Source organism: Fibrobacter sp. UWEL, from assembly GCF_900142535.1.
In the GTDB taxonomy this organism is placed as follows: domain Bacteria; phylum Fibrobacterota; class Fibrobacteria; order Fibrobacterales; family Fibrobacteraceae; genus Fibrobacter.
Genome location: NZ_FRBE01000006.1, coordinates 80,106 through 106,214, shown reverse-complemented (window position 1 = coordinate 106,214; position 26,109 = coordinate 80,106). Strand labels below are relative to the sequence as shown.

Sequence of the window (26,109 nt, the reverse complement as noted above, 5' to 3'; positions counted from 1 at the left end):
GCTCTAAATTATTCTGCGCAGCGCTTTGCGTTGTTGGGAAGACCCATCAGCTCAAAAGCATTCTTGCAGCGCATCTTCAGGTCTGCCGCTTCGTCCTTGGGAGTAACCTTCAGGTTGGAACGGTAGTAAAGAATGGTTGCAGTATTGTAGGGCTTGTTTCCTTCGATGGATTTCTTCTCGGCAACCTTATAGAGGGAATCCGCTTCGCTTATGTTTCCGCTCAGTTCCGCAACGCGGGCTGCGGTAAGGGCGTAGAAACCGCCACTCTTATCGGAACGCTTGCCTGCCATCTTCAGGGCTTCGCTATAATCCTGGTGGGCTGCAGCTTGCGCGATGGCGCACTCGCCATAGAAGGCTGCCTGAGCAGGCTTGTCCGCCTTGGAGAGAAGTTCCTTTTCTACGGAGGAGCAAGTGCTCACCACTTCCTTGTAGTTACCTCTTTCGTTGGCGATTGCCATCTTGGCCTTATTCAGGAGAATAAGGGTGTTGGTATCCAGAATATCCTTGCGGACGTTGGAAAGGAGGGAATCTGCAAAGTCCAGATCGAGACTCATGGTGCGGATCTGGGCCATGGAAATCAATATGCGACCTTCGGCACGAAGATCGGCTTCCTTGCGGCTAGCCAGCAGAGCTCGTTCCAGCTGGCCGTAGCCTCGGGCGAACTTTCCTGCATTAATGGACTTCTGCGCTCTGAAAGACTGGATGCCGGACTCGCTTGCGGAAACGTCCGTAGCGGCCAGGAGCGCAAGTGCTGCAGCAACTGCAAAGTAACGAATCTTGGAGCGGTGGATTACCATAGGGTCTCCACCATGAAGGGTACGGAATCCTTGCTGGGTATGGACCTACGAATAATCCACATGTCGGACAGGCCGTTCATCAGGTCGTCTGCACTCTGGAGGGTCTGTTCCGTAGCTTCCATAAAATCGCCCAGACCGGATGTCAGTTCTCCCACTTCTGCCAGCATGTTGTCGGCCTTGTTGAGAGATACATCAAGCTTGCCCATGAGACCGCCAACGTTGCCCATCAGGTCTTCCACACCACCCATAAGCTTGTCCACCTTCTGGGGTACAGGCTTCAGTTCGGTAATCAGGCCGCCAACGTCCGTGGTAATCACGTCCACCTTGTTCAGGAGGGTAGGCATCTGGACCTGGAGGGTATCCATGATGTTTGCCGTCTGGAAAAGAACCCTCTTACCCACGTAGGTCATGTCGTCGATTCGGTTCAACTGGCGGTTCAAGTTGTCGTAAAGAGCGCGAGAGCCAAACATAGCACCGATGGTGGTTCCCGTATCCATGGCCATGCCCAGGAGGGAGTCGGCGGCGTCCACCAGGGTGTTCACACGACCCAGCAAGACGTTTGCAGTTTCAAGAACGGTTTCGATATCCTGAGCCTGTCCCGGGGGAAGGAAGTCTCCATCTTCGAGAACTCGACCTTTACCGCGACGAACGTCAATGTTAATGACACGGGCGGAAATCATGTTCTGGTCACGGATGGCGAACACCTTGGCGCTGTCCGTAATCCAGGGCTGGTACTGTTTGCGGATTACAAATTCAATGAATACGCCGTCACCTTCCACTTCCACTTCGCCAATTTGACCGATGTCCACGCCGCTAATCTGAACGCGGGTGCCCGGACGGAGGCCGAATGCCTTTTCGAAAGTACTGTGGAGTCTGTATTCTTCCACCCCGATCATGCCGGAGGTGAACAACTTGGTGTACAGGACGATGGCAAACACCATAACGGCAATGGTCAGGAACACGCCGACCAAAAGGCCGGAAATTTCCATCCAGTTAATGCGTTTTAAAGGTTTAAATGCCATGGCAAGAAATATATAAATATTATTTTACTTTTACGATTAGGCCCGAAAAATGCCTCTAAAAAACGAAGATTACCGCCATATTTCTATTTTGAGGGGCATTAGGCCGGAGGCTTTATGAATTTTTTTGAATTTCTCGACAAATCCGTTACTCCTTACCACACCGTGGACAACCTGAAAAAGGCTTTGGAAGGATGCGGAGCTTTGCTTTTTGAACGGAACGGCGCCTTGATTGCGGTGCGTGCCCCTAAAAAAGCCTGCGAGAATTCAAGGTTCCGTATTGCTTTGGCCCATACGGATTTTCCTGCCTTGAAAATTTCCCCGAATCCGGATAAGGCTTGCGCTGGCGTGAATAAACTCCATGTGGAAACCTACGGTGGCCTGCTGTATACCAGCTGGCTGGATCGTGACTTGGGTTATGCGGGTATGCTCGCCTTTGAACGCAATGGCCAGGTTCAGACGAAACTGATTCGAGGCAACAAGCTGTTCAAGATTCCCCAGCTTGCTATTCACCTGAATCGCGGTGTGAATCAGGATGGCTTGACGGTGAACCCTCAGACGGACCTGGATGCGCTGTGGTGTGCTGCAGAGTCCCAGAAGTTTGTAGACGTGCTGAAGGCAGAACTTGCTGGTGACGAACAACTGCTGGAATTTGATGTACAGCTGTTTGACGCACAGGGCGCCAATGCTGGCGGTTTCAATGACGAGTGGATTTACTCCGGACGTCTGGATAACTTGAGCAGCTGTCACGCCATTGCAGAAGCGCTGCTAGCTTCTGAACCGCTGGAAAATGATTTCATGGTGGCCGCCTTCATGAATAATGAAGAGGTTGGCTCTGTGACTCGCGAAGGTGCGGGTGGCAACTTCCTGCAGTCTATTCTGGAGCAGGTGTGGGGCGAAGCGGGTTTGCCTCTTTCGACTTTAAACTCTGCGCTCTCTACTTCTCTGGCTTTGTCCATCGATATGGCTCATGCGGTGCATCCCAACTTCCCGCAGAAGCATGAATCCAACCACGGGCCTGTCTTAGGTGGTGGCGTTGTCCTGAAGGCGAACTCCCAGAAGCGCTATGCCAGCGATGTGGTTAGTTCCGCAAACTTCAAGCTACTCTGCAAAAATGCTGGAGTGCCTTGCCAGACGTTTATCACTCGTAACGATATGCCCTGCGGATCTACGGTGGGACCTACCATCTCTGCAAGCCTTGGTATTCCTACGGTGGATATTGGTGAACCCATGCTCAGTATGCATAGCATCCGCGAGATGATTGCCATTAAGGATCATGATGATATGATTCAGCTGCTGAAGAAATTTTTTGTGTAATGAACGGTTAGGATTATTGTGAAAAAACAGGCGACGAAATATTTTTTGATTTGGGGCGTGATTTGCCTCTTGGCAAATTTGTTCTGCACTCAGGCATCTGCCTTTGGTGGGGACCAGGGCTATTGGGCCAACTGGGTCAAGCAACTGGCAAATAATGGTTTAGAACATTTTGACGGCAACTATCCTCCGCTGTATGTGTTCTGGCTTTGGGTGGTGGCGCAGATCCACAACTTGTTTAACATTCCCGTGGAAAAGGGAACCCTGCTGAAGTTCTTCTGCCTGTGGCCGGTGTACTTTGCTCACGTAGGCCTGACAGATTTTGCAAGCCGCATGGTGGCCCGCTTTAAGCTGGAAACTCGTGATGCTCATATCGCTCTTGCTTTCGTTGCCTTGAATCCCGCTTTGTTGCTGGATGGTCCTATTTGGGGACAGGTGGATTTGTTCCCCTGCATGTTCGGTATCGCTGCCCTGTACTGCATCAATTTCCGTAGCAAGATTAAATATGCGTCCATGTTCTTTGCCCTGGCTCTGCTGGCAAAGTTCCAGATGATTTTGCTGTTGCCCATTTTTGGCGGCATGTTCCTGCGCCGTTATAAGACATCCTGGCGTGGGCTTCCTCTGATGGTAATTGCTGTGGTGCTGGTGCTCCTGCCCTTTATTCTGGCGGGGAACTTGTCGGGCATGCTGACCCATGCTTACTTGAATACCACGGAACAGTATCCCTATTCTACCTACAATGCCGCTAACCTCTGGATGTTCCTAGTGGGGAATACCAGCAGGGATACGTTGCCCTTGCTGGGACTTTCCGGCGATGGAATCGGTTTCCTGCTTGCTCCTACCTGGCTTGGAAAGATTCTCTTTGTGGTGGTATCTGCATATATCCTGAAGTGCGCCCTCTTTGCCAAGTCCCTCCGTAGAACTTTTGAATTGGCTTCCTGGAATGCATTTGCTTTCTTCCTGCTGCTGCCGGGCATGCACGAACGCTACCTGATTTATGCCGTACCTTTTGTTTGCGTATGGATGATTCTGGACATGAAGAAATCCTGGATCTGGACCACCTTGATTACCGCCGTATGCGCCATGAACATTTCCATGATTAACGGCTTTAAGGGTGCGGATCTCTGGACTTGGGTTTCTGGAATTGCGGTAGTTGGATTTATTGCGGCCATCGTCCATAACTTTGCGCCCAAGGCATTCCCGTTTGTCATTGAAAAGCTGAAGGCGGTAACCTTCCCTCACTTTACGCCTTATGCGGTTTTGGGCCTATTCCTGTTGCCCATTCTGGGAAGTGAAATTTCTGGACTGATGCCTTTGCAGGTGGAATTGAAGGACAATCAGTTCTTCCTGACGGACTTGCGAATTGATCATTATACCCAGCAATACGGTTCGCCCCGTAAGAATCGTTCCGTGGATGGAAATACCTTGACGGTAAAGGGGCAGCAGTTTGAAAACGGCTTTGGAACTCACGCCGCTTCTGAATTGTTCTTTAGGCTTCCCGATAACGCGGAGACCCTGGAATTTGTGGTGGCCATCGATGACGAAAGTGGTGGCGGCGGTTCCGTGAAGTTTAGCGTTGAGGATGTGGACGGAAATACCTTGTGGCAGAGCGGTATGGTGTATGGCAACAAGGGCGCCCAGCGCGGTAGTGCCAATGTGAGCGGCAAGTCCATGATTATCCTGAAGGCGGATCCTGATGGAGACAATTCTTACGATCATGCAGACTGGCTGAATATCGTGGTGACCAAGAAGGAAAAGTAATGGGTAAGGTTCTTTTCTGGCTGGTGTTGCTGTTGGGTGTCTACGCACGTTTCTACATGTTCGGTTCCGTGCCGGGAGACATCAACCAGGACGAAGCTTTCGCGGGTTACAACGCCTTTACCTTGCTCCATCACGGGGCGGATTCCTATGGCTATCGCCTGCCTGTATACTTGACCGCCTGGGGTTCTGGCATGAATGCTCTGGAATCCTACTTGATGATTCCCTTTGTCGCTCTCTTTGGACTTCATGTGTGGTCTATTCGCTTGCCCATGGTGCTGGTGGGGATTCTCTCCCTGGTGGCGGTATACTTGATGGTCCGCCGCTTTTCCAATGAGAAGACTGCCATTGGCGCCATGCTGCTTCTGGCTATTTCGCCCTGGCATGTAATGCTTTCCCGCTGGGCACTGGAATCCAACCTTGCGCCGGGCTTTGTGCTGTTCGGGATGTTCTTCTTTGTGAAGGCCATGGAAAAACCGAAGCTGCTGATGGCATCCGCTGCCTTCTTTGGATTGTCCCTTTATGCTTACGCTACCATCTGGGCGGTGGTTCCCTTCATTATCTTGATGCTGGTGGCCTATGGACTGTGGACTCGTTCCGTCAAGAACAATCGCTACACCTGGATTTCCCTGGGGATACTTGTCGCTTTGGCGCTGCCCCTGCTCCTGTTCCTTCTGGTGAACAAGAATGTGATTTCCGAAATCACATTGCCTTTCTTCAGCATTCCCAAGATGGTGTATTTCCGGGATAGTGAAATTTCCTTCGAGAAGATTCCCGAGAATTTCATGAACTTCTGGAACATTCTCAAGAATCAGTCCGATGGACTTCCCTGGAATTATATGGAAGGCTTTGGCTTGTTCTATTCCTTTACGCTCCCCTTTGTTTTTGTGGGGCTGGGACTGAACTTGTTCCACGCAGTTCGTGATGTCATCGCCCGTCGCGTAGGGTTGTCTTTTTTCCTGGTGGTTTGGCTGCTGGCCGGTTTCATCATTGGCATTCTTATTAACGTGAATGTGAATCGCGTGAACCTGTTCTTCATTCCTGCCATCATTATGGCGGCTCAGGGAATTCTGCTCACCTTCAATTATATTCATCCTAAGACCATCGTGATTCCGCTGGTGGCATACCTCCTGTGTTTTGCCAATTTCGAAAGGACGTATTTCACGATTTATAAGGATCGTATTGGAAATCACTTCTGTGAAGGTGTTGGGGAGGCAATTGCTTTTGCCAAGTCCAAGATGCCTGCGGGGACCAAGATGTATGTGGACCCCAATGTGAATTACACTCGCGTGCTTTTCTACGGGCAGGTGGATCTAAATTCCTATTTGTCTACGGTGGCCTATACCAATTTCCCAAGCGCATTCCTGTATGTTCATCGCTTTGACAAGTACGAATTCACCTTTAATGAATACCAGGCGGATGGACGTTCCGTTTACCTTCTGGAAAATAAGGGAAATCGCTTGAATCTTATGGAACAGAAGGGCTATGCCGTGCAAAACTTTGGAAAATATATTGTGGCATATCCCCAGTAAGTACTCTTAAATACTGAAATTTCATATATTGACGGGCAGAAAAGTTTAAAAGATTTGAATATGCGTTTATCTAGTTCAAAAGTTTTTGTTGCAGTGTTGATGGTGGCCGTGGCCGCTTTTGCACGCCCCATTAACGATGGCAATAAGCTGTTTGCTGCGGGCGACTACGCCGGCGCTCTCGAAAAGTATATGAAGGCCCGCGAGGCTGAACCTGCGGAACCTATTCTATTTTACAACATCGGTACTTGCCAATACAAGCTTGGTAATTATGACGAGGCCAAGAAGGAATTGGAAAGTGCAGTCCGCATGCCGGATAAGAAACTGGCTGCAAAGGCTGCCTATAATTTAGCCAATACCCATTTCCGCGTGGGTGAAAAAGCCAGTGAGCCTAGTGAACGTATTGCGGCGTGGCGTGAATCCGTTGCCTATCTGAAAAAGGCAATCGACTTGAATGAGGATTTTGAAAACGCCAAGAAGAATGTTGAAATTGTTCAGCGCAAGTTGAAGGAAGAAATTGACAAGCAGAAGGAAAATCAGGACAAGAACCAGGATCAGGAAAATGATCAGAAGCAGCCGCCTTTAAGTGAAAAGGCCAAGGAAGCTCTGGCTCGCGCTCTCCAGCTTTCCAAGGATGGCAAGTATGAAGATGCCAAGGCCCTTCTGGAAAACATCATCGCCGAAGATGAAACTGCAGGTCAGCTCAGCTCTTACGTGCAGCGTATAGATGATGTCATTGAAATTAAGGCAGGTCGTAAGCCTAAGGCAAAGATTGACGCCAGCAACACCGATAACGATCTGGAGGTAATCTAATGAGAATGCTTCCGCGTGTACTTTTCGGATTGGTTCTGTGTGCCGGTGCGGCTTTTGCTGCTCCGAAGTCCGCTAGCGCTTACTATAGCGATGCTGCTTTCCAGTACATCGAAAATCGCTTGCCCACCGCAGAGATTACCTGTAATGAAGGCCTTCAGTATTATCCTAACGATCAGAAACTGCAGATGCTTCTAGATCGCATTAAGGAAGCGAAGGACGAACAGAAGAACGAAAATAAGAAGAACGATCCTAAGAATGATCAGAACAACGATCAAAACCAGGATCAGAATCAAGATCAAAATCAGGACCAGAACAAGGATAACCAGGATCAGAATAAGGACCAGCAGGATCAAAACCAGCAGGACCAGAATTCTGGCGAATCCAGTTCCAGCCAGGGCAACAATCAGAGCTCCGATTCCAACGGTGGCCAGGATCAGCAGCCTCAGCCCGAACAGCCGCAGGATCAGTCCAGCGACAGCCAGGGTGGGGAAGACCAGCAGCCTGAAGAAACTCCCGCTATGATGAGTCCCGAGGATGCGGCCCAGATGTTGAAGGATTTCGATGAGCAGAACGGCGAACGCAAACCCTGGAAACCCATCCGCGGCCAGAGACGCCCTGAAAAAGACTGGTAAGGCGAGCGTCGCGCCGGAAAATTTACATAAGTAAAATATTGAGCGAGATCCTAAAAAGGGTCTCGTTTTTATTTAGATTAAGGGGGATATGAGGACGAATTTTTTTAGTGCAATTTGCTTGCTGATGGGAATGACTTTAGCCTTTATTGGTTGCGGTTCTGACAATTCTTCTAATGCAACGGATGTGCCTATAAGTTCGTCGAGTATTGTCGCGATGTCCTCCAGCGATGTTACGGAGGCTTCCTCGGAGTCTAAGGAATCCGACGCTTGGTATTTCGACGATGCGGATGGGAATTGCAGCAATTGCGATAGCTATACGGCTCAGGATCCCGTCCTGACGGATATTGGCGGGAAGGGCTCCATTACAACCTACGGTAGCATTACTGCTAAGGAAACAAGCCTGGGAGGCGCCTGCAATTATGGCCAGACAAACATTCAATATTATGCTGCCATCCATGTGAATGTTTCCAGCGGGGACGATCAGGGTCCTTGGAACGGGGGCCTTGCCTGCGGAGGCTGCGTTCGCGTAAAGGCTCAGACGCCTGATGGCTGGAAACGTGTGACGGTTCGCATTACGGACCGTTGTCCCGATGAAAGTTGCGGTGTAGACCTTGGCGGTGCACCAGCCAGCGATATCATGGGCATTCAGGTGGGCCGCTACTACGGCGAATGGGAATTCGTATCCTGCGAAGGCGTTGAAGGCGTGTGGGGAGACTCCACTAGCATTTGGATTAAGGAAGGTGCCAGCACTTACTGGAGCATCATTCAAGTGCGTAACCCCAAGGATGCGGTAACCAACATTTCCATCGGTAACGAAAATCTGGAATTTGTGGTGGGGACGGAAAATTTCTGGAAAGTTCCCGTAGAAGTCCTCCAGTCAGATGACGTGGTGAACGTAGAAGTCTCCTATCGCAGCGGCACTCCCGATGTATGGAAAATCCCTGGCTCTGCCTTCTCGAAGGAAGAAGCCAATTATTACCTGTACGATTATCGGGATTAGTTAATAAAAAATTTCTTGCTTTTTTATTTGTCTTGAAGTTCTTTGAACTTGATGATGCTGGCTTGGTAAGCAAGGATGATAGCGATGCCGCAAAAATCGCTGAGGATAACGAAATGTCTCTTGAAGATGTTTTGAAAATCCAGAAATCCATTGCGAATTGATGACACCTGTGTGACAACAGGAATATCTATATTGTTCCTGTGGGTCCCAAAAATCGTACATTCATTGCCATTGACTTGAAATCCTTTTTTGCCTCCGTGGAATGTGTTCTGCGGGGGCTTGACCCGCTAAAGACGAACCTTGTGGTGGCTGATGAATCTCGAACCGAAAAGACGATTTGTCTTGCGGTAACGCCTTCATTAAAAGCTTACGGGATTCCCGGTCGCGCCCGCCTTTTTGAAGTGAACCAGAAGGTGGCTGAAGTCAAACAGCGTACAGACAAGACCATTGAATTTATTATAGCTCCGCCCCAGATGGCGAAATACGTGGAGTATTCCACCCGCATCTACAATGTATACTTGAAGTACGTGAGCCACGATGATATTCATGTGTATTCCATCGATGAATGTTTTATTGACGTGACCCGCTACTTGTCTATGTACAAGAAGACTCCTCGGGAATTGGCAAAGACCATGATCCAGGATGTTTTTGAAACCACTGGAATCACCGCTACTGCGGGCATTGGCACCAATTTGTATTTGTGCAAAATCGCTATGGACATTATGGCAAAGCATGTGCCCGCCGATGCAGATGGAGTCCGCATTGCGGAGCTGGACGAAATGAGCTATCGCAAAAACTTGTGGAGCCATCAGCCTCTTACCAGTTTCTGGCAGGTGGGCCGCGGGATTGCGGAGCGCCTGGCGACTTGCAGGTTGAACGATGGACGCGGTATTCTCACTATGGGTGATTTGGCTCGTGTGAGCATCAAGCGCCCGGATGAACTTTACAAGATGTTTGGCATCAATGCGGAAATCTTGATTGATCACGCCTGGGGCTATGAACCTTGTACCATTGCGGAAATCAAAAAATACAAGCCGAAATCCAACAGCATTGGCAGTGGACAAGTTTTACAGCATGCTTACGACTGGAATAAGGCCCGCATTGTTGTTCGTGAAATGGTGGACTCCTTGGTCATTGATCTCATTGACAAGAGCCTTGTGACCAACGGCATTACGTTGCACCTGGGTTACGACCGCGAGAACATTGATAAGGGAATTTATCACGGCGAAGTGGTGGTGGATCCCTATGGACGCACTTTGCCCAAGCCTGCCCACGGAACGGCGGCGCTGGGACGCTACACCAGCTCCCTGACGGTGATTGCGGATGCGGTGATGAAACTGTTTGATCGCATTACCCAGAAGGATTTGACTTTCAAGCGATTAAACATTGTCGCCAATGATGTGCTGGACGCCAGTTACGACCAGCCCGATATTTTTACGGACGTCCAGAAGGAAGAGCGAGAAAAGAAAAGACTGAAGGCTGAAATCCTTATTAAGAAACGTTTCGGCAAGAATGCCATCATTAAGGGGATGGACCTGCAGGAAGGCGCTACGACTGTGGAACGCAACGGACAGATTGGAGGTCATCGTGCCTAGCTTCAATTACGATGACATAATCAATTTGCCCTACCCGCGAAACGATTGGAACTTCTTGATTAAACATCCTAGAATGTCTATCGAGAATCGTGCGAAAATCTTCTCGCCTTTTGCGGCCCTTCGCGGTCATAGCGATGCCATTGAGGAAACTGCCGAAAAGAAACTGACTATCCGTCAGGATGAACTGATGGAAGATTCCCGCCTGGAATTGGATGAAACGCTGGGGACTTTAGCTGAACGTTTAGAACAGGGCGAACATCCCGTAGTGAAAGTCACCTACTTCGTGCAGGATCGTGTCTTGGCTGCTGGCGTAGGAACTTATCAGGATGTGGAAGGTGCCGTAGCAAAGTTAGACGCTCTGGCCCAAACCATTCAAATCGTAGACCGCGTGATTGCTCTTGCTGATGTGAAAAGTTTGTCTCTGATGTGAATGTCTAGATTCCCGCTTTCGCGGGAATGACGAACGGGCGATGGGGCTACAGGGGCAAAGCTCCCTTACCCCATGGATTTCGTCACGTTCTTGGTGGCGAGAACGATCTTGTCCGGGTCGGATTTCAAACGGTAGAAATAGAATTGACTGTAACTAACGTCCTTGGTATTATGGAACTCGGGAGTGGTTCTAAATAGGATGGAACATTCGTTCTTTTCCTGGAGTTTTTTCTTAATGTTGTCAAATTCCAGGAAGGCATTGACTCTAGCCTTGTCTTCTGCTACGACGTACTTCTGGACGAACCACTTGACGACTGCTCCATAATCCAACATTTTCATGGCGGTGGTGATGGAATCCAGTAGGCTCAGGTTCTTGTACAGCAAAAGTTTGTGGGTAGAAATTTCGATACGGCAGATCATGCTGTAGTTCTTGCTCAAACCTTCGATGATCTGATGTTCGATGAGCAAGTCCTGATGCTGCTCCAGCTTGTCGGCGCGGTTGCGGTCCACGCTTTCCAGGATGAATAGTGCCTTGGAGGGCTTGCCGTCCAGAGTTTCAATAATCTTGAAGGTAGCCTGATGCCAACGCCCGCGGAGGTTCTTGTATTCGCAAACCAGTGTCTGGTTCTTTAAAAACTCTCGACTGAGGTGCTCGATGCTGAAGAAATTTATTACCAGTTCCTGGTAGTCGGGATCCACCATGGGAATCATTTCCTCGATCATGGTGGAATAATTTTCTGCAGTGGGGTAGTGACCTGTCCCTGCAATGGATTTCAGCACACGGTAGCTGTTATGCAGCAAGTCGATGGTGGACATCACTGCGTAGGAATTGGAAAGGGTCTGCAGGATAGCGTCGATTTCGCGCTTGTAGTTCAGTTCCGCAATGCCGCGCTTGTATTCAGGATGTTGCTCGTAGAACTTTTCCTTGCTATCGTACATGTGGGTTTCCGCATCTCGGGCCACATCTTCGATATGCATGGGATGTTCACTCCAGGCGTAACCGATGGATGCCTGGGGTACGGCCTCCTGATTCAGGATGGCTGCGAAGTTATCGCTCATGAAGCCAACGGTTTCTCGGGAGATGTTCTGGAATACAATGAGGAATTCGTCACCGCTGATTCGATAGATGGAATCTTTCTGGAAGTTGTCCACCAACTTGCGGGTGAAACTGCGGAGGAATTCGTTACCAGCGGCGTGTCCGCGGGTGTCGTTCACCAGCTTTAGACCGTTGAGGTCCGCGAAGATGACCGCCACGGAAGACTTGTTGTCATTGGCGGCAAAACTCCGACACAGGGTCTGGTAAGAGTAATAGTTGTTTAGACCTGTCAGGGTATCGAATTTGCAGAAATGTTCCAGTTCACGCTGGACTTCCATTTCGTGAACGTAGGAATCGTGGATGTCCTGCACATAGAGCCAAACTTTCTGGCATTCTTTTGTGAAATCCTTGTCGGGAAGAATTTCCATGAATACCCAACGATAAACCCCATCGGTTTTTCTGCGGTAACGGAGCCTAAAGCGGTCGTTTTCGTTGAAATGCCTGCGGAGACTGTCCAGTTGCAGTTTTGTTCTGTAAATGTTGACGTCGCCTTCGTAAACGCAGCCCCTGTCGGCGAAGTTCGTGATCCACTTGGAAAAACACTTGACCTCGCTTACCTGCTCCATTTCGTCAGAGCGCACCTTGATCGTTTCGTAAGTATCATCTGTCAAGTTGACCCTAAGAATCTTATGATAGGTCTTGGAGATGACATCGATGGCTTGTGAAATGATGGCGGACTGACTCATAATGTTTAATATAATGTTTTTTGATGAGTTTTACTAACTTTGTTGCGTAAAGGGTGTCAAACATGGTGCAAAATTCTCAACAGTCCATTCGAAATATCGCCATTCTTGCCCACGTCGATGCGGGTAAGACAACTTTGTCTGAACGAATACTGTTTGCATCCGGTGAAGTTCGCCGCCCGGGTAAGGTGGAAGAGGGCCTTGCCACCATGGACTATATGCCCGAGGAAAAGGAACGTGGCATTACCATCGAAAGTGGCGTTGCCCATTTTGAATGGAAGAACACCTGGTTTAATTTTATTGACACTCCGGGCCATGTGGATTTTGGCGCCGAAGTGGATATGGCCTTGACCGCCGTAGAGGGAGCTGTCCTGGTGGTCAGTGCTGCTAGTGGCGTGGAAACCCAGACGGTTGCTGCATTTAAGAAATTGCGTGAAGCGGGTGTACGTACGATCCTCTTCATTAACAAGCTGGACAATCCCGACTATTCCTTGGACGAAGCTCTCATTAACGTGGAAGAAGTTCTAGGCGTGCGGCCTGTCCTCATGACCATCCCCGAGTATCAGGACGGAAAAATGAGCGGCGTGCTGGATGTGCTTAGTAAATCCAGGCTGATCCATTCTGACGGGGGCCAGGAAGAAGTGGATGGTTCGGCTGGCTCTGAACGCAGTGGAAAATCCAGCGCCGAGGGGTTGCTGGATAAGTACTACGCCGAAGCTGTGGAATCTGCCAGCAATTTTGATGACGAAATTTTGGAACTGGCCATGGAAGGGAAGACGGTTGCGCCTAAGATCCTTTTGCGTGGTTTGAAGAAATTGGCCCAGAGTGATGATTACGCCTTGTGTTATGCAGGCTCCGCTATGGCGGGCTTTGGTGTTCGCAGTCTCTTGACCGCTCTTTCCTTTTTCTTGCCGGAAGTTCCAAGGTTTAGTGAGAATGAATTAGGTCAGGTCATTCGTCTGCGTCATTTCAAGGGCGTGGGGGAAATTTCCCTGTTCCGCGCTCATTGCCATATGGAACGTAAGGAATGGCCGGCTGGTTTTGAGTTTTCCCGCCTGAAGGCCAACCTGCTTTTGCCTGTGGAAGAAATTCGTGCAGGCGATATTTACGCGGTCCGTACCCCGATGGAAACGGAATTGGGCCAAGTCATTTTGAAGGATGGCACGGCAAGTGGCTCGACAAACTCGCCAACCTTGCGGGATCACTACCAGCCGCTGTTGCAGACCCGCGTGGAATGTCTGAGTATGGACGACTATCCTCATGTGGAACGCAGTCTGGCTACCTTATCCCGCATGGACCCGTCCTTCCGTGTACAGCACGATGAAGATGGCGGCTTCTGGTACTTGCATACGGTGGGGGAGGTTCAGCTGGATGTGTTGCTGGCTCGCCTCAAACGTGAATTTGGCTGTGAAGTCCAGGCGGGTGCTCCGGAGGTCCGCTGGCAGGAACGCCTGAGTCAGGCGGTGGGACCGGTGGAAAACTCCTTCCAGCTGGGACCCCATAAGATTTCAATCAAGTTGTCCGCATCGCCGATTGAAGCTGGCGTGGTGGAAAATGCCGCAGAACTTCCCCAGAATCATGATATTCGCCTGACGGCGGAATTCCTGGAAAATGCTCCCCGCGAGATTCTTGCAGGTGTCCGTTCCGCCTTGCTGGAAACTGCAGAAATTGGCGTGCTGGGAAAGGGGCCCTTAGTTGGAATCCGTTTTGAAGTTCTTGAATTCAGTTGGACCGAGGGCGCCTTGCCTCCCATGATCAAGAAGTGTTGTGCCGATGCAGTGAACAAGCTGATCAAGCCTGCTGATGTTACGGCTTACGAACCCATTATGGAACTGTCCCTGGAATGTCCCGTGAATTTTGCGGGAGTCATTACGGGAGACATTCAGTCCCGCGATGGTAAGGTGAAGGAAATTGGCGGCGATGGCCGAACTCATTTCCTGAAGGCGGATATTCCCCTGCAGAAAATTTTTGGATATGCTACCAATGTGCGTAGCATCAGCAAGGGGACGGCGCTGTATAGCCTTAAACTACTAGGGTATCGAAAAGCAAACGGCTAGACCCTTCGGCTTCGCTCAGGGTGACGTACGAAGAATTGCTCAGGGTGGCGTCGGGTTTAGTTTCGGGCCATGCGGGCGCGGCGTCTGAAGTGCTCGATGAGCGGGGCCACTGTATCCTTGAAATCGTCCTTCGTTTCTACGCGGACAAAGTCAATAGACATACGCTGGAATAATTCCTTCACAGCTTTTCCCTGACGTTTAGCCTCGCGAGCGAATGCTTCGCGGAAAGCCACATCCCCTGTGTCAATGAGCAGGGTTTCTCCTGTTTCAGGATCTTCCAACTCTACGAGGCCTGCGGGAGGCAATTCCATTTCGCGGGGGTCCACTACGGAAACTGCCAGAACGTCGTGACGCTTGCGGAGGATCTTGAAGGCGTTTTCGAAGCCTTCGTCCAGGAAGTCGCTCATGACCACTACCACAGCCTTGCGGTTCAAAATCTTACCGGCGTATTCCAATGCCACCTGGGTATTGGTACCGTGATGTTGGGGCTTGAAGTAAAGAATTTCACGAATGAGGCGCAGCACATGCTTGCGGCCCTTTTCGGGAGGGATAAAAAGTTCAACCTGGTCCGTATAGATGAGCAGGCCCACCTTGTCGTTGTTCTTGATAGCTGCAAAAGCCAGAAGTGCGGTGAGGGTCGCCATGACTTCGCCCTTCATCTGCTTGCCGCTACCGAATTCGGAACTGCTGGAGGCGTCCACCATCAAGAGCATGGTCATTTCACGTTCTTCGATGAACTTCTTTACGTAGGGGGTGCCTGTACGGGCGGTTACGTTCCAGTCGATGGTGCGGACGTCGTCGCCGGGCATGTATTCGCGAACTTCGCTGAATTCCATACCATTTCCCTTGAAGGAACTGTGGTAGGCACCGGTCATAACGGTGTCCAGCGTTCCTCGAACGGAAAGCTCAATGCGGCTGACGGTCTTTAAAACTTCTTTATCAAGCATTTTTATCTCTTTTCGGGGAGTAATATATAAAAATTCGCTTTTCAAGAAAAATCGTTCTTTTCGAAAAATTATTTGACAATTGGACTGTAAAGGCCGATAAAATGTTTGAAGAGGTTTTTTACATGTTTAGACAGAAACGAGATAATCTAGTCGAGATTTTTGAAGACACGATGGCTATGATTCAGGAAAATGTGGCCTTGAAGAAGGTGGTGCAGTCTTCTCTGCAAGGGGCAAAACTGTATCCGGAGGGGATTGAAATTCCCGACTCCGAAAGCGAAGGCGGTTCCGATCCCCAGCTCGGCCTGGAAACAGCGCCTGAGGTAACGGTTACCGGCCATCGTACATTCGAGGCTGCTCAGAAACTCTTGGCTAAGTATCCCGGCAAGCGTGTGGCCGTATTGAATTTTGCGTCTGCCACCAATCCAGGCGGCGGTGTGGAAGATGGCGCCTTCGCTCAGGAAGAATGCCTGTGCCGTTGTTCCACCCTCTATCCTGTGCTGTGCAAGGATGAATTCATTCAGAACTATTACCGATTCCATCGTAGACGCAGTGATCATTTCTACACGGATGCCTGCATCTATGCCCCCGACGTAGCGATCATCAAGAGTGATGTGGAAGAGCCGAAACGATTGCCCAAGAAGGATTGGAAGACGGTGGATGTAATTACCTGTGCCGCTCCCAACCTGTGGTTTGATCCCAAGGGCTTAAGCGATGAGGACCAGTTACGAATTCACCTGAAGCGCGGTGAGCGAATTTTCCAGGTGGCAAGGGCAAACCATGTGGATGTTCTCGTGCTGGGAGCTTTTGGCTGTGGCGCTTTCCGAAATAATCCCAAGGTGGTTGCACAGGCTTACCGCCAGCTGGTGGAAAAGTACGGCAAGTACTTTACTGCCATCGAGTTTGCAGTATACTGCAGTCCTTATCATGGCACTGACAATCTGGATGCCTTTAAGGCTGCCTTTCAGTAAAATTCTCCGATCCGCGTGTGTGTAGTGTTGTGTAACGTGGAAGGGCCGTCAGGGAGAATCTCCCTGGCGGTTTTTTGTTTTCGAAAAAGTGTATATTAACTGCGAAAAAAGAAGGTAAAAATGAAAGAAGAAAAAGTTTATGAAGGCGAAGTCCATGACATGAAGGACATGGAGCGCAACCAGCGTGAAGGCCGTAAAGAACGTGGTGAGGATTTCGACCGTCGCGGTTCCGGCCAAATACAGAAAGGAGCCGCTCCTATCTGGAAAGCTCTTTCTGTTGTTATCGCCATGCTTGCGCTAGCCTACGATGTATCTCCAATTGACGCTGTCCCCGATGGAATTCCCGTTTTGGGATGGTTGGATGATGTGGGCATTACCCTTGTGGCGGCCCTGAATGCCTACCAGCAGTTTGCCGCAAACCAAGACGCTCTCCTGGTAAAGCTTGCCAAGTATGTCAAGTGGTTGTTGGTGGCGTTGGTACTTCTGGCTGGAGTAGCCATTGGCGGGCTCATCACGTTGATCGTGCATCTGGTGACTCAGGGATAAATGAACGAAAAAAGACCTCGCGGAAAAATCCCGCGGGGTCCTTTTTGCTTTAGGAGGTTATAGGGTTAAAATCCCATGGAACGGCCGGCGTGGCTGTCCTTGTTGCGCAGCTCCTTGCGGAGTTCCGCTTCGATGCGTTCCGGAGTCTTGCTACTTGCGGGGAAGTAACGCAGGCGGCCGTTGACGGCGTTGAAGTCTCCGGGAGTGAGCATGGGCAGGTTGGCTACAGAGTCGGGGCAGAAGGTATCCGGGAAGAATACATTCCATATGTGGCGTACACCAGTGGGCTTCAGGTAGTCAAATCCCAGCTTGAGAGCGAAACGACGGGAACTTGCAGGATCCAGGTTCTTCTCGAAGTTGGTTGCCGCGATGAAGATTCCCTTGAAGTTTTCCATCTGGGTCAAGAGTTCATTGACCTTAGAGACTTCGTGATTCTGGAACGCTCCCGCGCGATTGTTCAGGAAGCTGTCCGCTTCGTCGAAGAACAGGATGGACTTGGTGCGATTGGCTTCCTCGAAGGCTGCAGCAATCTGGGCTTCCGTCTGGCCCACGAACATTCCCAGCAGGTCGCTGGCGCGCTTGATAATGAGGTTGCGTCCCAGGCTGCGAGCCAGATGGCGGACGAACTCGGTCTTGCCGGTACCCGGAGGGCCGTACAGCAGGATGTTCAGAGAGTTGGGAGCATCGTCTTCTTCCAGGGCGCTCCAGACCTGATCGTAATTGCGGACTACTTCCATAATTTCGCTGGTAGAACCTTCGATGTTGAGACCTTCCAGCGAGTAGCTGGGGGCGTGACTTTCCACTTCCTTCAGGTTGCCGTTCTTGATACCCATCAGGCGGGTGTGTGCCTTCAGGAGGCGGGCCATGGTCTTGTAATTTTCCTGAGGGGTGGTGGCGCCACATTCCAGCAGCTGCTTGGCGTGCTGCAGGGCGAGAGTGAGGCCACCTGCCATGGCGGGATATTCCACCACGATCTTCAGCTTTTCTTCTTCCGTCAGGAAGTCGGCCGCATCCTGAGTTTTCAGGACGGAGTTGAGAACACTCAAGCGTTCGTCCTTTGCCAGGGGCCTAAATGCCATGGAGAAGTCAAAGCGGCGGCGGGTACTGTCTTCCACATACTGCATGCTGTTGGAAATCCAGATGACCGGAGTCTTCAGGGATTCAAAGAACTTGTTCAGGATACCCTTTTCGGCGCCGTTCAACACAAGGTCTGCTTCATCCACAAGAATCAGACCAGGATTCTTTTCGCAATGCCAGTCGGCAAGAGTGATGGCGCGAAGACGGTACTGCAATACGGACATATTGCGATTTTCGTAACGACGGGCCATGGGGAAACGGCCGCCAGAATTGGTGTCTTCGTCCATGTCGATGCTGATTTCCCAAAGGGGAACGTTCAGTTCCTTAGCCACAGCCTTGGCAAGTTCCGTCTTGCCCGTGCCGGGGACGCCATAAAGCAGGATGTTCAGGGGCGTATCATGATGGTGGTTCTTCAGCATGGTAAGCATCAGCTTTGCATCGGGATTCTTGCCCTGAAGCTGCTGGAAATCTACGGTAGGATCGGGGGCCTGCTTGAAGGCCTTCATCTGGGTGCCATCGCTGAAACCGCTGAGGAAACGTGCCACTTCCTGGGGAATGTCCAACTGGTCATCTACCAGGTTCAAACGCTTGAGGGAACTGTTCTTGCCCATCAATTCGCCCAGTTCATCCAGAGAAAAACCGGTGGCGCGGGAAATGTTTGCCAAGCTGTTCAAGTTGGTGTCGTTATCGCGGAAGCGATGGTGGCGCAAAAAGCTACGCTGGGACTCTTCTACTTCCAGGTCCGGGCTTTCGCGAAGCCACAGGTAAAGGAGCAGTTCCAGCTCGTCATCCTTAAGACGGTACGTTTCCTTAACGCGAAGAACGCGCTTGAAAGAAGGGTCGTCTTCGGGAATGCCTGCAGAAATGGTCTTGTTGATGTAGGTCATGAAATAATCGCTGGCAATGCGCTGCAATTCCTGATACAGGTGCGGGGCCATGTCATCGGAATCGGTATTATTAATGACCTTGATCAAGTTACTTGCGGCAGACTGCTTGCAGTTCGGTTTTGCCTCTTCGATGTAGCGGTTGACGGCGCGGAGAAAGCGGGGGTTGCAAACATCGGAACGCATTTCCGGTTCTTCGTCGAAATTGTTGTTGGTGAAATTTTCGCAAATTTCCTGGATTTCTTCGTCGTTAATCTGCGGAATCCCTTCTTCGGTTCCGTTTAAATTCTGGCTCTTGTTCTTCTTGGCGCGCTTCTTCTTGGGACGTGCATAGAAACGGAACTTCTTGACCACCTCGTTCACGAAAGCCATGGTGTGGTCTTCGTCCATGAGGCGGACGGCCACGTCGCGGTTGACGCATTCCGGATTCTTGATGAGAATACGTGCCCAGTATTCCAGAATCTTGAGGGTGGAAAAGGTCATGCCACTCTGCTGAGGCTTAATTTGAGAATAAAGATCCAACTTTTTGGAGATGTTTTTGAAATATGTATTCATATAACCCTAAATGTTGACCGGCGGACCGGTTTTTAAGGGAGTTCCCCTCCCTAAACATTTTATCGTCTTGAAAAATCAAAATGTCAAAGGAAAAAGTGAAAAGATATTTGAGGGGGCCGTGAGAGTTACTAAATTGTGGATATGCAGAAAATTGATACTTGGTATAAGGCACAGGGCTATTGCTCTGAAGAAGAATTTGAAATTGCAAGCTACTTGCTTTTTGAAGCTGGCGTTGCAACCTTGGAAGAATTGGACCCCGCAGAATCTGGCCGCACGGATTTTTGTTTCTACACCGGAGACAAGGAAGAACGTGACCGTATCGTGGCTCAGTTCCCCCAGTATCATTTTACCGTCGAAGAAGAAGCTGCCAAGGATTGGGACAAATGGTGGCGCGATCGCGCTCAGCCCGTTGCTGTGAGCCCCCGCCTGGTGGTTCGCCCCCCTTGGGTGGAATACACTCCGGAAGATCCCAAGACTGTTGTTTTGGAACTGGAAGCAAAGACTGCATTTGGTACCGGTGAACACGACACCACTAGCAGCTGCGCTCACTTGATGGAATCTGTGGATTTTGAAGGTAAGACTGTTCTTGATATTGGTACAGGTACCGGAATTCTTGCCATGTTTGCTCGCCGTATGGGCGCTCGCCTTGCGGTCGGTACCGAAATCGACCCTCTGGCCATTCCCTGCATTGCGGAAAACTTTGAACGTAACGGTTTTGATGCCAGCGATTGCGTTCTGGGATTCCTGGATTCCTTCAAGGACGGCACGAAGTTTGACGTCATTCTCTGTAACATGATCCGCAGTGAACTGTGGCCTATGCGCGATGACATGGAAGACCTGCTGGCTCCCGGTGGTTACATCATTATTTCTGGCCAGCTCCTCACCGAAAAGGAATACATCCTGAAATGGTTTGAAGAAGCCGGCTTCTCCGTCACGCAGGAAAGAACCTCTGGTGAGTGGTGGAGCGTTCTTGCAAAGAACGCGTAGGCACGAACCCCGGTGACAAATGCGTAAGGTGAGAGTCGCGGCCGAGCTTGCTCGGACATGACCGAGCCTAGCATTTGGTAATCGAGCGAAGCTCGATTACAATGGTGGAGCGTTCTTGCAAAGAACGCTAACTAAGTTCCCCGAGCCTGCCGAGGGGTGCTTCGGCAAGCTCAGCAATCTTGATGTAAAAAAAGACCTGCAGAAATGAATCTGCAGGTCCTTTTCGGTTTTTGGTGGGGTTTGATGTGTTAATGTCTTTAGTTCACGTTGACGCTTCTTGCTTCCTGGTAGCTGCCCGAGGTGACCTTTACGATGTAGGTTCCCTTCGGCAATCCCAGCTTATTTAAGTCAATCACTTTGCTATGGTTTCCTGCGGATTCAATACCGCTGATGCTTACGTCCAGTAGTGCGCCGGAGGGATTGAACAGGCTTACTTTCACATTGTCGTTGCGATCCAGTCTGTAGTTGACGGTAAGTTTTCCGCGATGGTTGATGACACTCATGTGGTTTGCAAGTCCTGTGAGGCCGTACATCATTGCAAGAGTGCTTTCGGTAGCTTCGTTGCCGATTTCGTTGGTTACGTTCACTGCCAGGTTAAAGAGGACTGTCTTTCCGTTGTAGCTTAAACCTATCTGAGCATTGAACTTGTCCCCGTTGCTTGCGCGGTTGGGGTAATGTCCAATCTTGATGGTTTCGCTGTTCAAGTCCATTTCCGCGAAGATGTAGGAATCGTCATCGGACCAGTTGGCAACAGTGCCGTCCTTTGCAAACCAGTGACCCGGTGCGGTTGCGGTAGAGGTTGTATTTGCGGTTCCGTTATCCATGGCGAAGTAGGTGGCGTTAGAAAGGGTTGCTGTTGTCAGGCCCAGAGCTGCAGCCACGGCGCTTGCGTCGAAGTTCACAGCCACGCTTGCGTAATTGTCGTCAATAGGCAGGGTGGCGTTGAGAGAGAGTTCCGTTGCATTACCTGTAGAGACGGTGGTCGTCTTTTCTGAAGAGCTGGAGGAAGTTGCCTTCACGGAGGAACTGGAGGAGGCCGGAGTTGCAGAACTGCTGGAAGTGTTGCCGGTGGTGGTTCCGCTGGGCAGGCTGCTCCAGTCGTATGTTAGCTTGAAATCGTTATAGTACTTCACGTTGGAAGCGCCTGCACCGCTTAAGCCTTCTTCAAGTTTCAGCTTGTAGTTGAAATGCTTGGTGCGGATGTTTTCGTTTCCAGTGAACTTGTAATCGGTATTGACGATCACTGCGAAGACCATCTGGTTGCCACTGGTGCTGGAGGGAGTCTTGTCCAGTCGCAAGGTGACGGTACCTTCGCCGGTAATAGGTTCGCTATAGACGGGGGTGCCGTCTGTAGCGCGATAGCACAGCAAGTAGTTCATGTTGGTGTTGTTGGAATTGCTGCCCACCGGATAGAATGTGACGGAGACCTGCTTTGCGCCGCTCTGCACCTTCAGAGGAACAACGTTACTGCCGGACCAGCCCGGAGTGGTTGCTTCGTCGGGGATGATGTATTCGCCGCTTGTAGTCATGGTCTGGTAAGGAGTCATGGTCCAGGAATTACGGATGCCACCGTTGTCCCAGTAGTACTGTTCTTCGTAAGCGTCGCCACCGAAATTCTGGTTGATCAGATTCTTCATTTCGTTGGACCATTCCTTCATATCCAGCATAGCCATCTTGGCGCGAAATTCAGTGATGAGTCTACGAACGCCTGCATCTCCCAGGCCCTTGTCCAGGCCGTAAGTTTCCAGCAGGTAGGTGGTGTTGCCGTAAGCGTTTCCGTAAATCCAGCGGACTGCGCCTGTACCGAGCCATGTTCCGATGAAGGTGGGGAAGATGTTGCTGTACTGGGCGCCGCCAAGGAGGTTACGCTGATTCTTGCCGGTAACGCCCTGTGCGCCGGGGCCGCCGAAGGTGCCGTCAATGAGCCAGCCGGAATAGCATTCAATGGGCATGAAGGGGGCCATCAGGGTGGCTGCATTCAAGAATCCCATGCCGCTATAAACCGCATTGCGATGGCTGAACATATCCTGCTGAATCCAGGTGTTGCCTGCTTCCTGGAACCAATGTGCGTCCTTTGCACCAGGGTACCCGTTGGTCATGGAATGGATGCCTTCGTGAACCATGGCGTCCATCTGGGATTTGCGATCTGCGTAGGGGCAGCTAGTGTTGAAACTGTAAAGCGGGTAGAAACTTGCGGCCACAGCGGTGTAGCCTGCCACCCATGTCTGCCAGCCGCCGGTGGTATCCGTCTTATCGCCGCCAGCGCAGGTGCCGGAACCGTAATAATATACAGCACTGTACTTGCCGTCCTGTGCCTGTGCGTCAGGTGCCCAGCCCAAGGTGTTGTACAGATATTCAAAATCCGTGTCGTACTTTTTCAGGATGGAGTCGATAGTCACGTCCGTAATGCGGGAGTCGCGATCCTTGCCCCAGTAAAAAGCCCACCACTTGCCTGCTTTCTTTCCGGTAACACCGTCACAGGTATTGTTGAATTCGGTGGGAGGAGTCAAATCCATCCCGCCAAGAACCGTCTTGGTGTCATAATCCAAGTCCGAACGGTAACCAGGCCACTGATAGGCGTCACCATTTGCTGCTACTGCGGTGCCGAACAAGGCCGCAAGTGTTGCAGCGGAAACCAATCCAAAACACATTTTTCCCATAAAACGCTCCAAAAAAGATGTTTCTGTGTAAGAAATATCTTTTATTTTGGAATATTCCTAGGAAAACTTGCTTTATCTATGTGGTTTTCGTGTTGTAGGTGTGTAAAAATTATTCCGTAAATGGGGTGTCTTGTAATAAAAAACTCTCCCGAACGGGAGAGCTCTTGAAACTATCTGCCGGGGCGGCGTCTGGAACTGAACTGTACCGGCGAATCGTTTCGCTTTTGCTGCGGTTTGTTCATGTTGCTATTGCGGTTGCCCTGGGGCACGTTTCCGCGACGATCGCTGTGGAAACTGCGACCGTTCCCGTTCGTCATCCCCGACCCGATCGGGGATCTAGCATCACGTCGGCTTTCAAAACGGTTGTCGTCGCGGCGACCTTCACGGCGTTGGGCATCTCTTAACTCGTGCTTTGGCGTCCAGGTCTTGTCGCCAAATTCAGCCTGACGGCGTTCACGGCGGGAAGAATTTTCCCAGCGGCCCTTTTCGCCAGACTTCTGCGGGACAATGGACATGACACTGCGTTCGGCGCGCATCTGCAAGTCCTTCTCGCGGAATTCCGGATTCTCTTCACGTTCCTTGCTGGGGCTGTACGTCTTTCCTTCTGCAATGGCGCTTCTGCTCAGAAGCAGACGGCTGATCTTGCCCAGCTTCAAGCGCTCCAAGGTGGCGCGAATCTGCGGGCGGTTCTCGGGAATATACCAGAAGAAGAACTGTTTCTGGCTCTTTTTCTGTTCCGGCGTTTTCGCAACGTAAAGGGGAGTTCCATCCGGTTTCATCTCGGCGTAGAACATTTCCGTGGCGATGGTCATGGGGGTGGGCGTAAAGTCCTGAACCTGTTCCAGCTGGAACCCCAACTGCTTGGTTTCTAGGGCTAGTTCCGCCATATCGGCCTCAGTACAACCCGGATGGCTACTGATGAAGTAGGGAATGAGCTGCTGCTTCTTGCCAATGCGTTCGCATTCCGCGTCAAAGAATTCCTTGAACTTGTGGAACAGGGTAAAGCTGGGCTTGCGAATCAATTTCAGAACCGCTTCCACCGTATGTTCCGGGGCCACCTTCAAGCGACCGCTCACATGATAATCAATCAAGTCGCGAGCATATTCTTCGTGCTCAGCGCGAATCTTTTCGTCGCAGTTTTCCTGGAGCAGCAAGTCGTAACGGACACCACTACCGATGAACAGATGCTTCACCTTCGGATGGTTACGGACTTCCCGATACAAGTCAATCAATTCACGATGGCTTGTATTCATGTTGTCGCAAATGTTGGGCGTACAGCAGCTGGGGCGTGCACACTTGGAACAGCGACTGCGATCTCTGCCGCGCATCTTGTACATGTTGGCACTGGGGCCGCCCAAATCCGTAATGGTTCCGGCGAAGCCTTCCATGTTCACCACTTTTTCCACTTCACGCAAAATGCTTTCGCGGCTGCGGCTGGCAATGAACTTTCCCTGCTGTGCGTTGATGGCGCAGAAACTGCAACCGCCGAAACAACCGCGGTGGGTGTTGATGCTGAACTTGATCATCTCGAATGCAGGAACGTCGCCGCGCTTCTTGTATCGCGGATGCGGTGCTCGTGCATAAGGGTATTCAAAACTTTCATCCAGCTCGCCGTATTCCATGGGCGGGTAAGCCGGATTGATTACAACAGTCTTGTCACCTACATCTTGCAAGATGCGGCGCTGGAACATCTTGTTGCATTCAATGTCCACCTTGTTGTAACTCTGGATCTGGGTCTTCTTGCTGGCTACGCATTCTTCGTGGCTAGGCAAACGTAAATCTTCCCAACTGGTTCCCAGTTCCTTGTGCTTGCCAGGAGCGGGGACTTTGTCCTTGTCCACAAGAACTGCCGTCTGGGGGATGTTCTTCAAACTGCTGAAGGGAACGCCCTTCTTCAAGAGGCGAACAATTTCTTTCAAGGGCTTTTCGCCCATGCCGTACACCAGAATGTCCGCTTCCGTTTCTGCCATAATACTAGGCTTTAGGCGGTCGCTCCAGTAATCGTAATGGGTGACGCGACGAAGACTGCTTTCCAGACCGCCAATCAAAAGCGGTACATCGGGGTAAAGCATCTTCACAATCTTTGCGTAAGTGTAGGTGGCGTAATCCGGACGGAAACCTGCCTTGTTGCCTGCAGTAAAAGCGTCGTCATGACGCAAACGTTTGCCTGCAGTGTAGTGGTTCACCATGCTGTCCATACCGCTGCTGATGCAGAAGAATAGACGGGGCGTGCCCAACTTCTTGAAATCGCGCAAGTCATCACGCCAGTTGGGCTGGGGAAGGATTGCCACTCGCAAACCTTCGTGCTCAAAAAGTCGAGCCACAACAGCGTGCCCAAAACTGGGGTGGTCTACGTAACAATCCGCGCTGATGACGATAACGTCAACATAATCCCAGCCAAGTTCGTCTAGGTCTTCTTTGCAAATTGGTAAAAAGCGCGGATCGTACATATGGGGAAAGATAGAAAAAGTTTTTTCTTGAGAAAGAACCTTTTCCTACGAATGGGTTGTTATACTTGCCTTAAATATCTTTGCTTTTGGAATAGCCTCATGTACATAATGTATGCATTGCGATATTCTTTTGTCTAATAAGTTTTTGATTGTTGGATTATTGATATTTAATGTTTCGTCAAATAAAATGACAATCTTTTCACAAAAAAATAGTTGTTTGATGATGAACTGGATTTTTTTGAAACTTTCAATGCTTAATAAATCTGATACTCGAATTGATCGAATATACTCCGTTGTGTCAAATAAATCGTAT

General features: G+C 50.5%; 20 protein-coding genes. 13 read left to right on the top strand and 7 right to left on the bottom strand.

The features are described 5' to 3' along the window. Window positions 1-8: 8 nt before the first annotated feature. Together BUB59_RS05730 and BUB59_RS05725 are read right to left on the bottom strand one after the other, a co-directional pair. On the bottom strand, window positions 9-797 hold the full coding sequence (locus BUB59_RS05730) for a hypothetical protein (protein ID WP_073226830.1): 789 nt from the start codon (window positions 795-797) through the stop codon (window positions 9-11). Next, window positions 791-1,819, bottom strand: a complete 1,029-nt coding sequence (locus BUB59_RS05725) for an MlaD family protein (protein ID WP_073226826.1) — start codon at window positions 1,817-1,819, stop codon at window positions 791-793. The genes BUB59_RS05730 and BUB59_RS05725 overlap by 7 nt, the downstream gene beginning before the upstream one ends. Before the next feature lie 114 nt (window positions 1,820-1,933). On the opposite strand from BUB59_RS05725, the gene BUB59_RS05720 reads away from it, so the two are divergent. From BUB59_RS05720 to BUB59_RS15150, 9 genes are all read left to right on the top strand, one after another. After that, entirely contained in the window at window positions 1,934-3,133 is a 1,200-nt protein-coding gene (locus tag BUB59_RS05720; RefSeq protein ID WP_073226822.1) for a M18 family aminopeptidase, read from the top strand. A gap of 57 nt (window positions 3,134-3,190) precedes the next feature. After that, window positions 3,191-4,891, top strand: coding sequence for an NPCBM/NEW2 domain-containing protein (locus BUB59_RS05715; protein WP_234979959.1), 1,701 nt, complete (start codon window positions 3,191-3,193; stop codon window positions 4,889-4,891). Beyond that, window positions 4,891-6,420, top strand: coding sequence for an ArnT family glycosyltransferase (locus BUB59_RS05710; protein ID WP_073226816.1), 1,530 nt, complete (start codon window positions 4,891-4,893; stop codon window positions 6,418-6,420). Before BUB59_RS05715 ends, BUB59_RS05710 begins: the two co-directional genes overlap by 1 nt. A 60-nt stretch (window positions 6,421-6,480) precedes the next feature. Beyond that, window positions 6,481-7,230 carry a tetratricopeptide repeat protein gene (locus BUB59_RS05705; RefSeq protein WP_073226813.1) on the top strand — a complete coding sequence of 250 codons (750 nt, stop codon included), beginning with the start codon at window positions 6,481-6,483 and terminating at the stop codon, window positions 7,228-7,230. Next, window positions 7,230-7,862, top strand: a complete 633-nt coding sequence (locus tag BUB59_RS14970) for a hypothetical protein (RefSeq protein ID WP_083540191.1) — start codon at window positions 7,230-7,232, stop codon at window positions 7,860-7,862. Before BUB59_RS05705 ends, BUB59_RS14970 begins: the two co-directional genes overlap by 1 nt. Window positions 7,863-7,950: 88 nt before the next feature. Next, window positions 7,951-8,862 (top strand): expansin family protein, encoded by a 912-nt coding sequence (locus BUB59_RS05695; RefSeq protein WP_200778799.1) that lies wholly within the window; start codon window positions 7,951-7,953, stop codon window positions 8,860-8,862. Window positions 8,863-8,894: 32 nt separating this feature from the next. Then, window positions 8,895-9,023, top strand: coding sequence for a hypothetical protein (locus tag BUB59_RS15700; RefSeq protein ID WP_255370635.1), 129 nt, complete (start codon window positions 8,895-8,897; stop codon window positions 9,021-9,023). A gap of 39 nt (window positions 9,024-9,062) precedes the next feature. Next, window positions 9,063-10,457, top strand: coding sequence for a Y-family DNA polymerase (locus BUB59_RS05690; RefSeq protein WP_083540190.1), 1,395 nt, complete (start codon window positions 9,063-9,065; stop codon window positions 10,455-10,457). Beyond that, window positions 10,450-10,887 carry a hypothetical protein gene (locus BUB59_RS15150; RefSeq protein ID WP_073226801.1) on the top strand — a complete coding sequence of 146 codons (438 nt, stop codon included), beginning with the start codon at window positions 10,450-10,452 and terminating at the stop codon, window positions 10,885-10,887. Before BUB59_RS05690 ends, BUB59_RS15150 begins: the two co-directional genes overlap by 8 nt. Before the next feature lie 65 nt (window positions 10,888-10,952). Here the strand turns inward: BUB59_RS15150 and BUB59_RS05680 are convergent, their stop codons facing one another. After that, complete coding sequence (locus BUB59_RS05680) at window positions 10,953-12,668, bottom strand: GGDEF domain-containing protein (RefSeq protein WP_073226798.1); 1,716 nt, start codon at window positions 12,666-12,668, stop codon at window positions 10,953-10,955. Between the two features lie 62 nt (window positions 12,669-12,730). On the opposite strand from BUB59_RS05680, the gene BUB59_RS05675 reads away from it, so the two are divergent. After that, window positions 12,731-14,722: a GTP-binding protein gene (locus tag BUB59_RS05675; RefSeq protein ID WP_073226796.1), complete on the top strand. Its 1,992-nt coding sequence runs from the start codon at window positions 12,731-12,733 to the stop codon at window positions 14,720-14,722. 56 nt (window positions 14,723-14,778) lie between these two features. Here the strand turns inward: BUB59_RS05675 and BUB59_RS05670 are convergent, their stop codons facing one another. Further along, window positions 14,779-15,669 carry a DUF58 domain-containing protein gene (locus tag BUB59_RS05670; RefSeq protein WP_073226793.1) on the bottom strand — a complete coding sequence of 297 codons (891 nt, stop codon included), beginning with the start codon at window positions 15,667-15,669 and terminating at the stop codon, window positions 14,779-14,781. Window positions 15,670-15,791: 122 nt separating this feature from the next. On the opposite strand from BUB59_RS05670, the gene BUB59_RS05665 reads away from it, so the two are divergent. Further along, entirely contained in the window at window positions 15,792-16,637 is an 846-nt protein-coding gene (locus BUB59_RS05665; protein WP_073226993.1) for a TIGR02452 family protein, read from the top strand. 120 nt (window positions 16,638-16,757) lie between these two features. Continuing rightward, window positions 16,758-17,183: a YkvA family protein gene (locus BUB59_RS05660; protein WP_073226790.1), complete on the top strand. Its 426-nt coding sequence runs from the start codon at window positions 16,758-16,760 to the stop codon at window positions 17,181-17,183. Between the two features lie 65 nt (window positions 17,184-17,248). Here BUB59_RS05660 and BUB59_RS05655 read toward each other — a convergent pair whose 3' ends face one another. Then, a complete protein-coding gene (locus tag BUB59_RS05655; RefSeq protein ID WP_073226787.1) occupies window positions 17,249-19,699 on the bottom strand; it encodes an AAA family ATPase in 2,451 nt (816 codons plus the stop codon). Between the two features lie 141 nt (window positions 19,700-19,840). On the opposite strand from BUB59_RS05655, the gene BUB59_RS05650 reads away from it, so the two are divergent. Continuing rightward, window positions 19,841-20,686, top strand: coding sequence for a 50S ribosomal protein L11 methyltransferase (locus tag BUB59_RS05650; protein WP_073226784.1), 846 nt, complete (start codon window positions 19,841-19,843; stop codon window positions 20,684-20,686). A 257-nt stretch (window positions 20,687-20,943) separates the two neighbouring features. Here BUB59_RS05650 and BUB59_RS05645 read toward each other — a convergent pair whose 3' ends face one another. Both BUB59_RS05645 and BUB59_RS05640 read right to left on the bottom strand, forming a co-directional pair. Next, window positions 20,944-23,346, bottom strand: coding sequence for a DUF4859 domain-containing protein (locus BUB59_RS05645; RefSeq protein ID WP_073226781.1), 2,403 nt, complete (start codon window positions 23,344-23,346; stop codon window positions 20,944-20,946). 170 nt (window positions 23,347-23,516) lie between these two features. Further along, window positions 23,517-25,796, bottom strand: coding sequence for a YgiQ family radical SAM protein (locus BUB59_RS05640; protein ID WP_073226778.1), 2,280 nt, complete (start codon window positions 25,794-25,796; stop codon window positions 23,517-23,519). Window positions 25,797-26,109 lie beyond the last annotated feature (313 nt).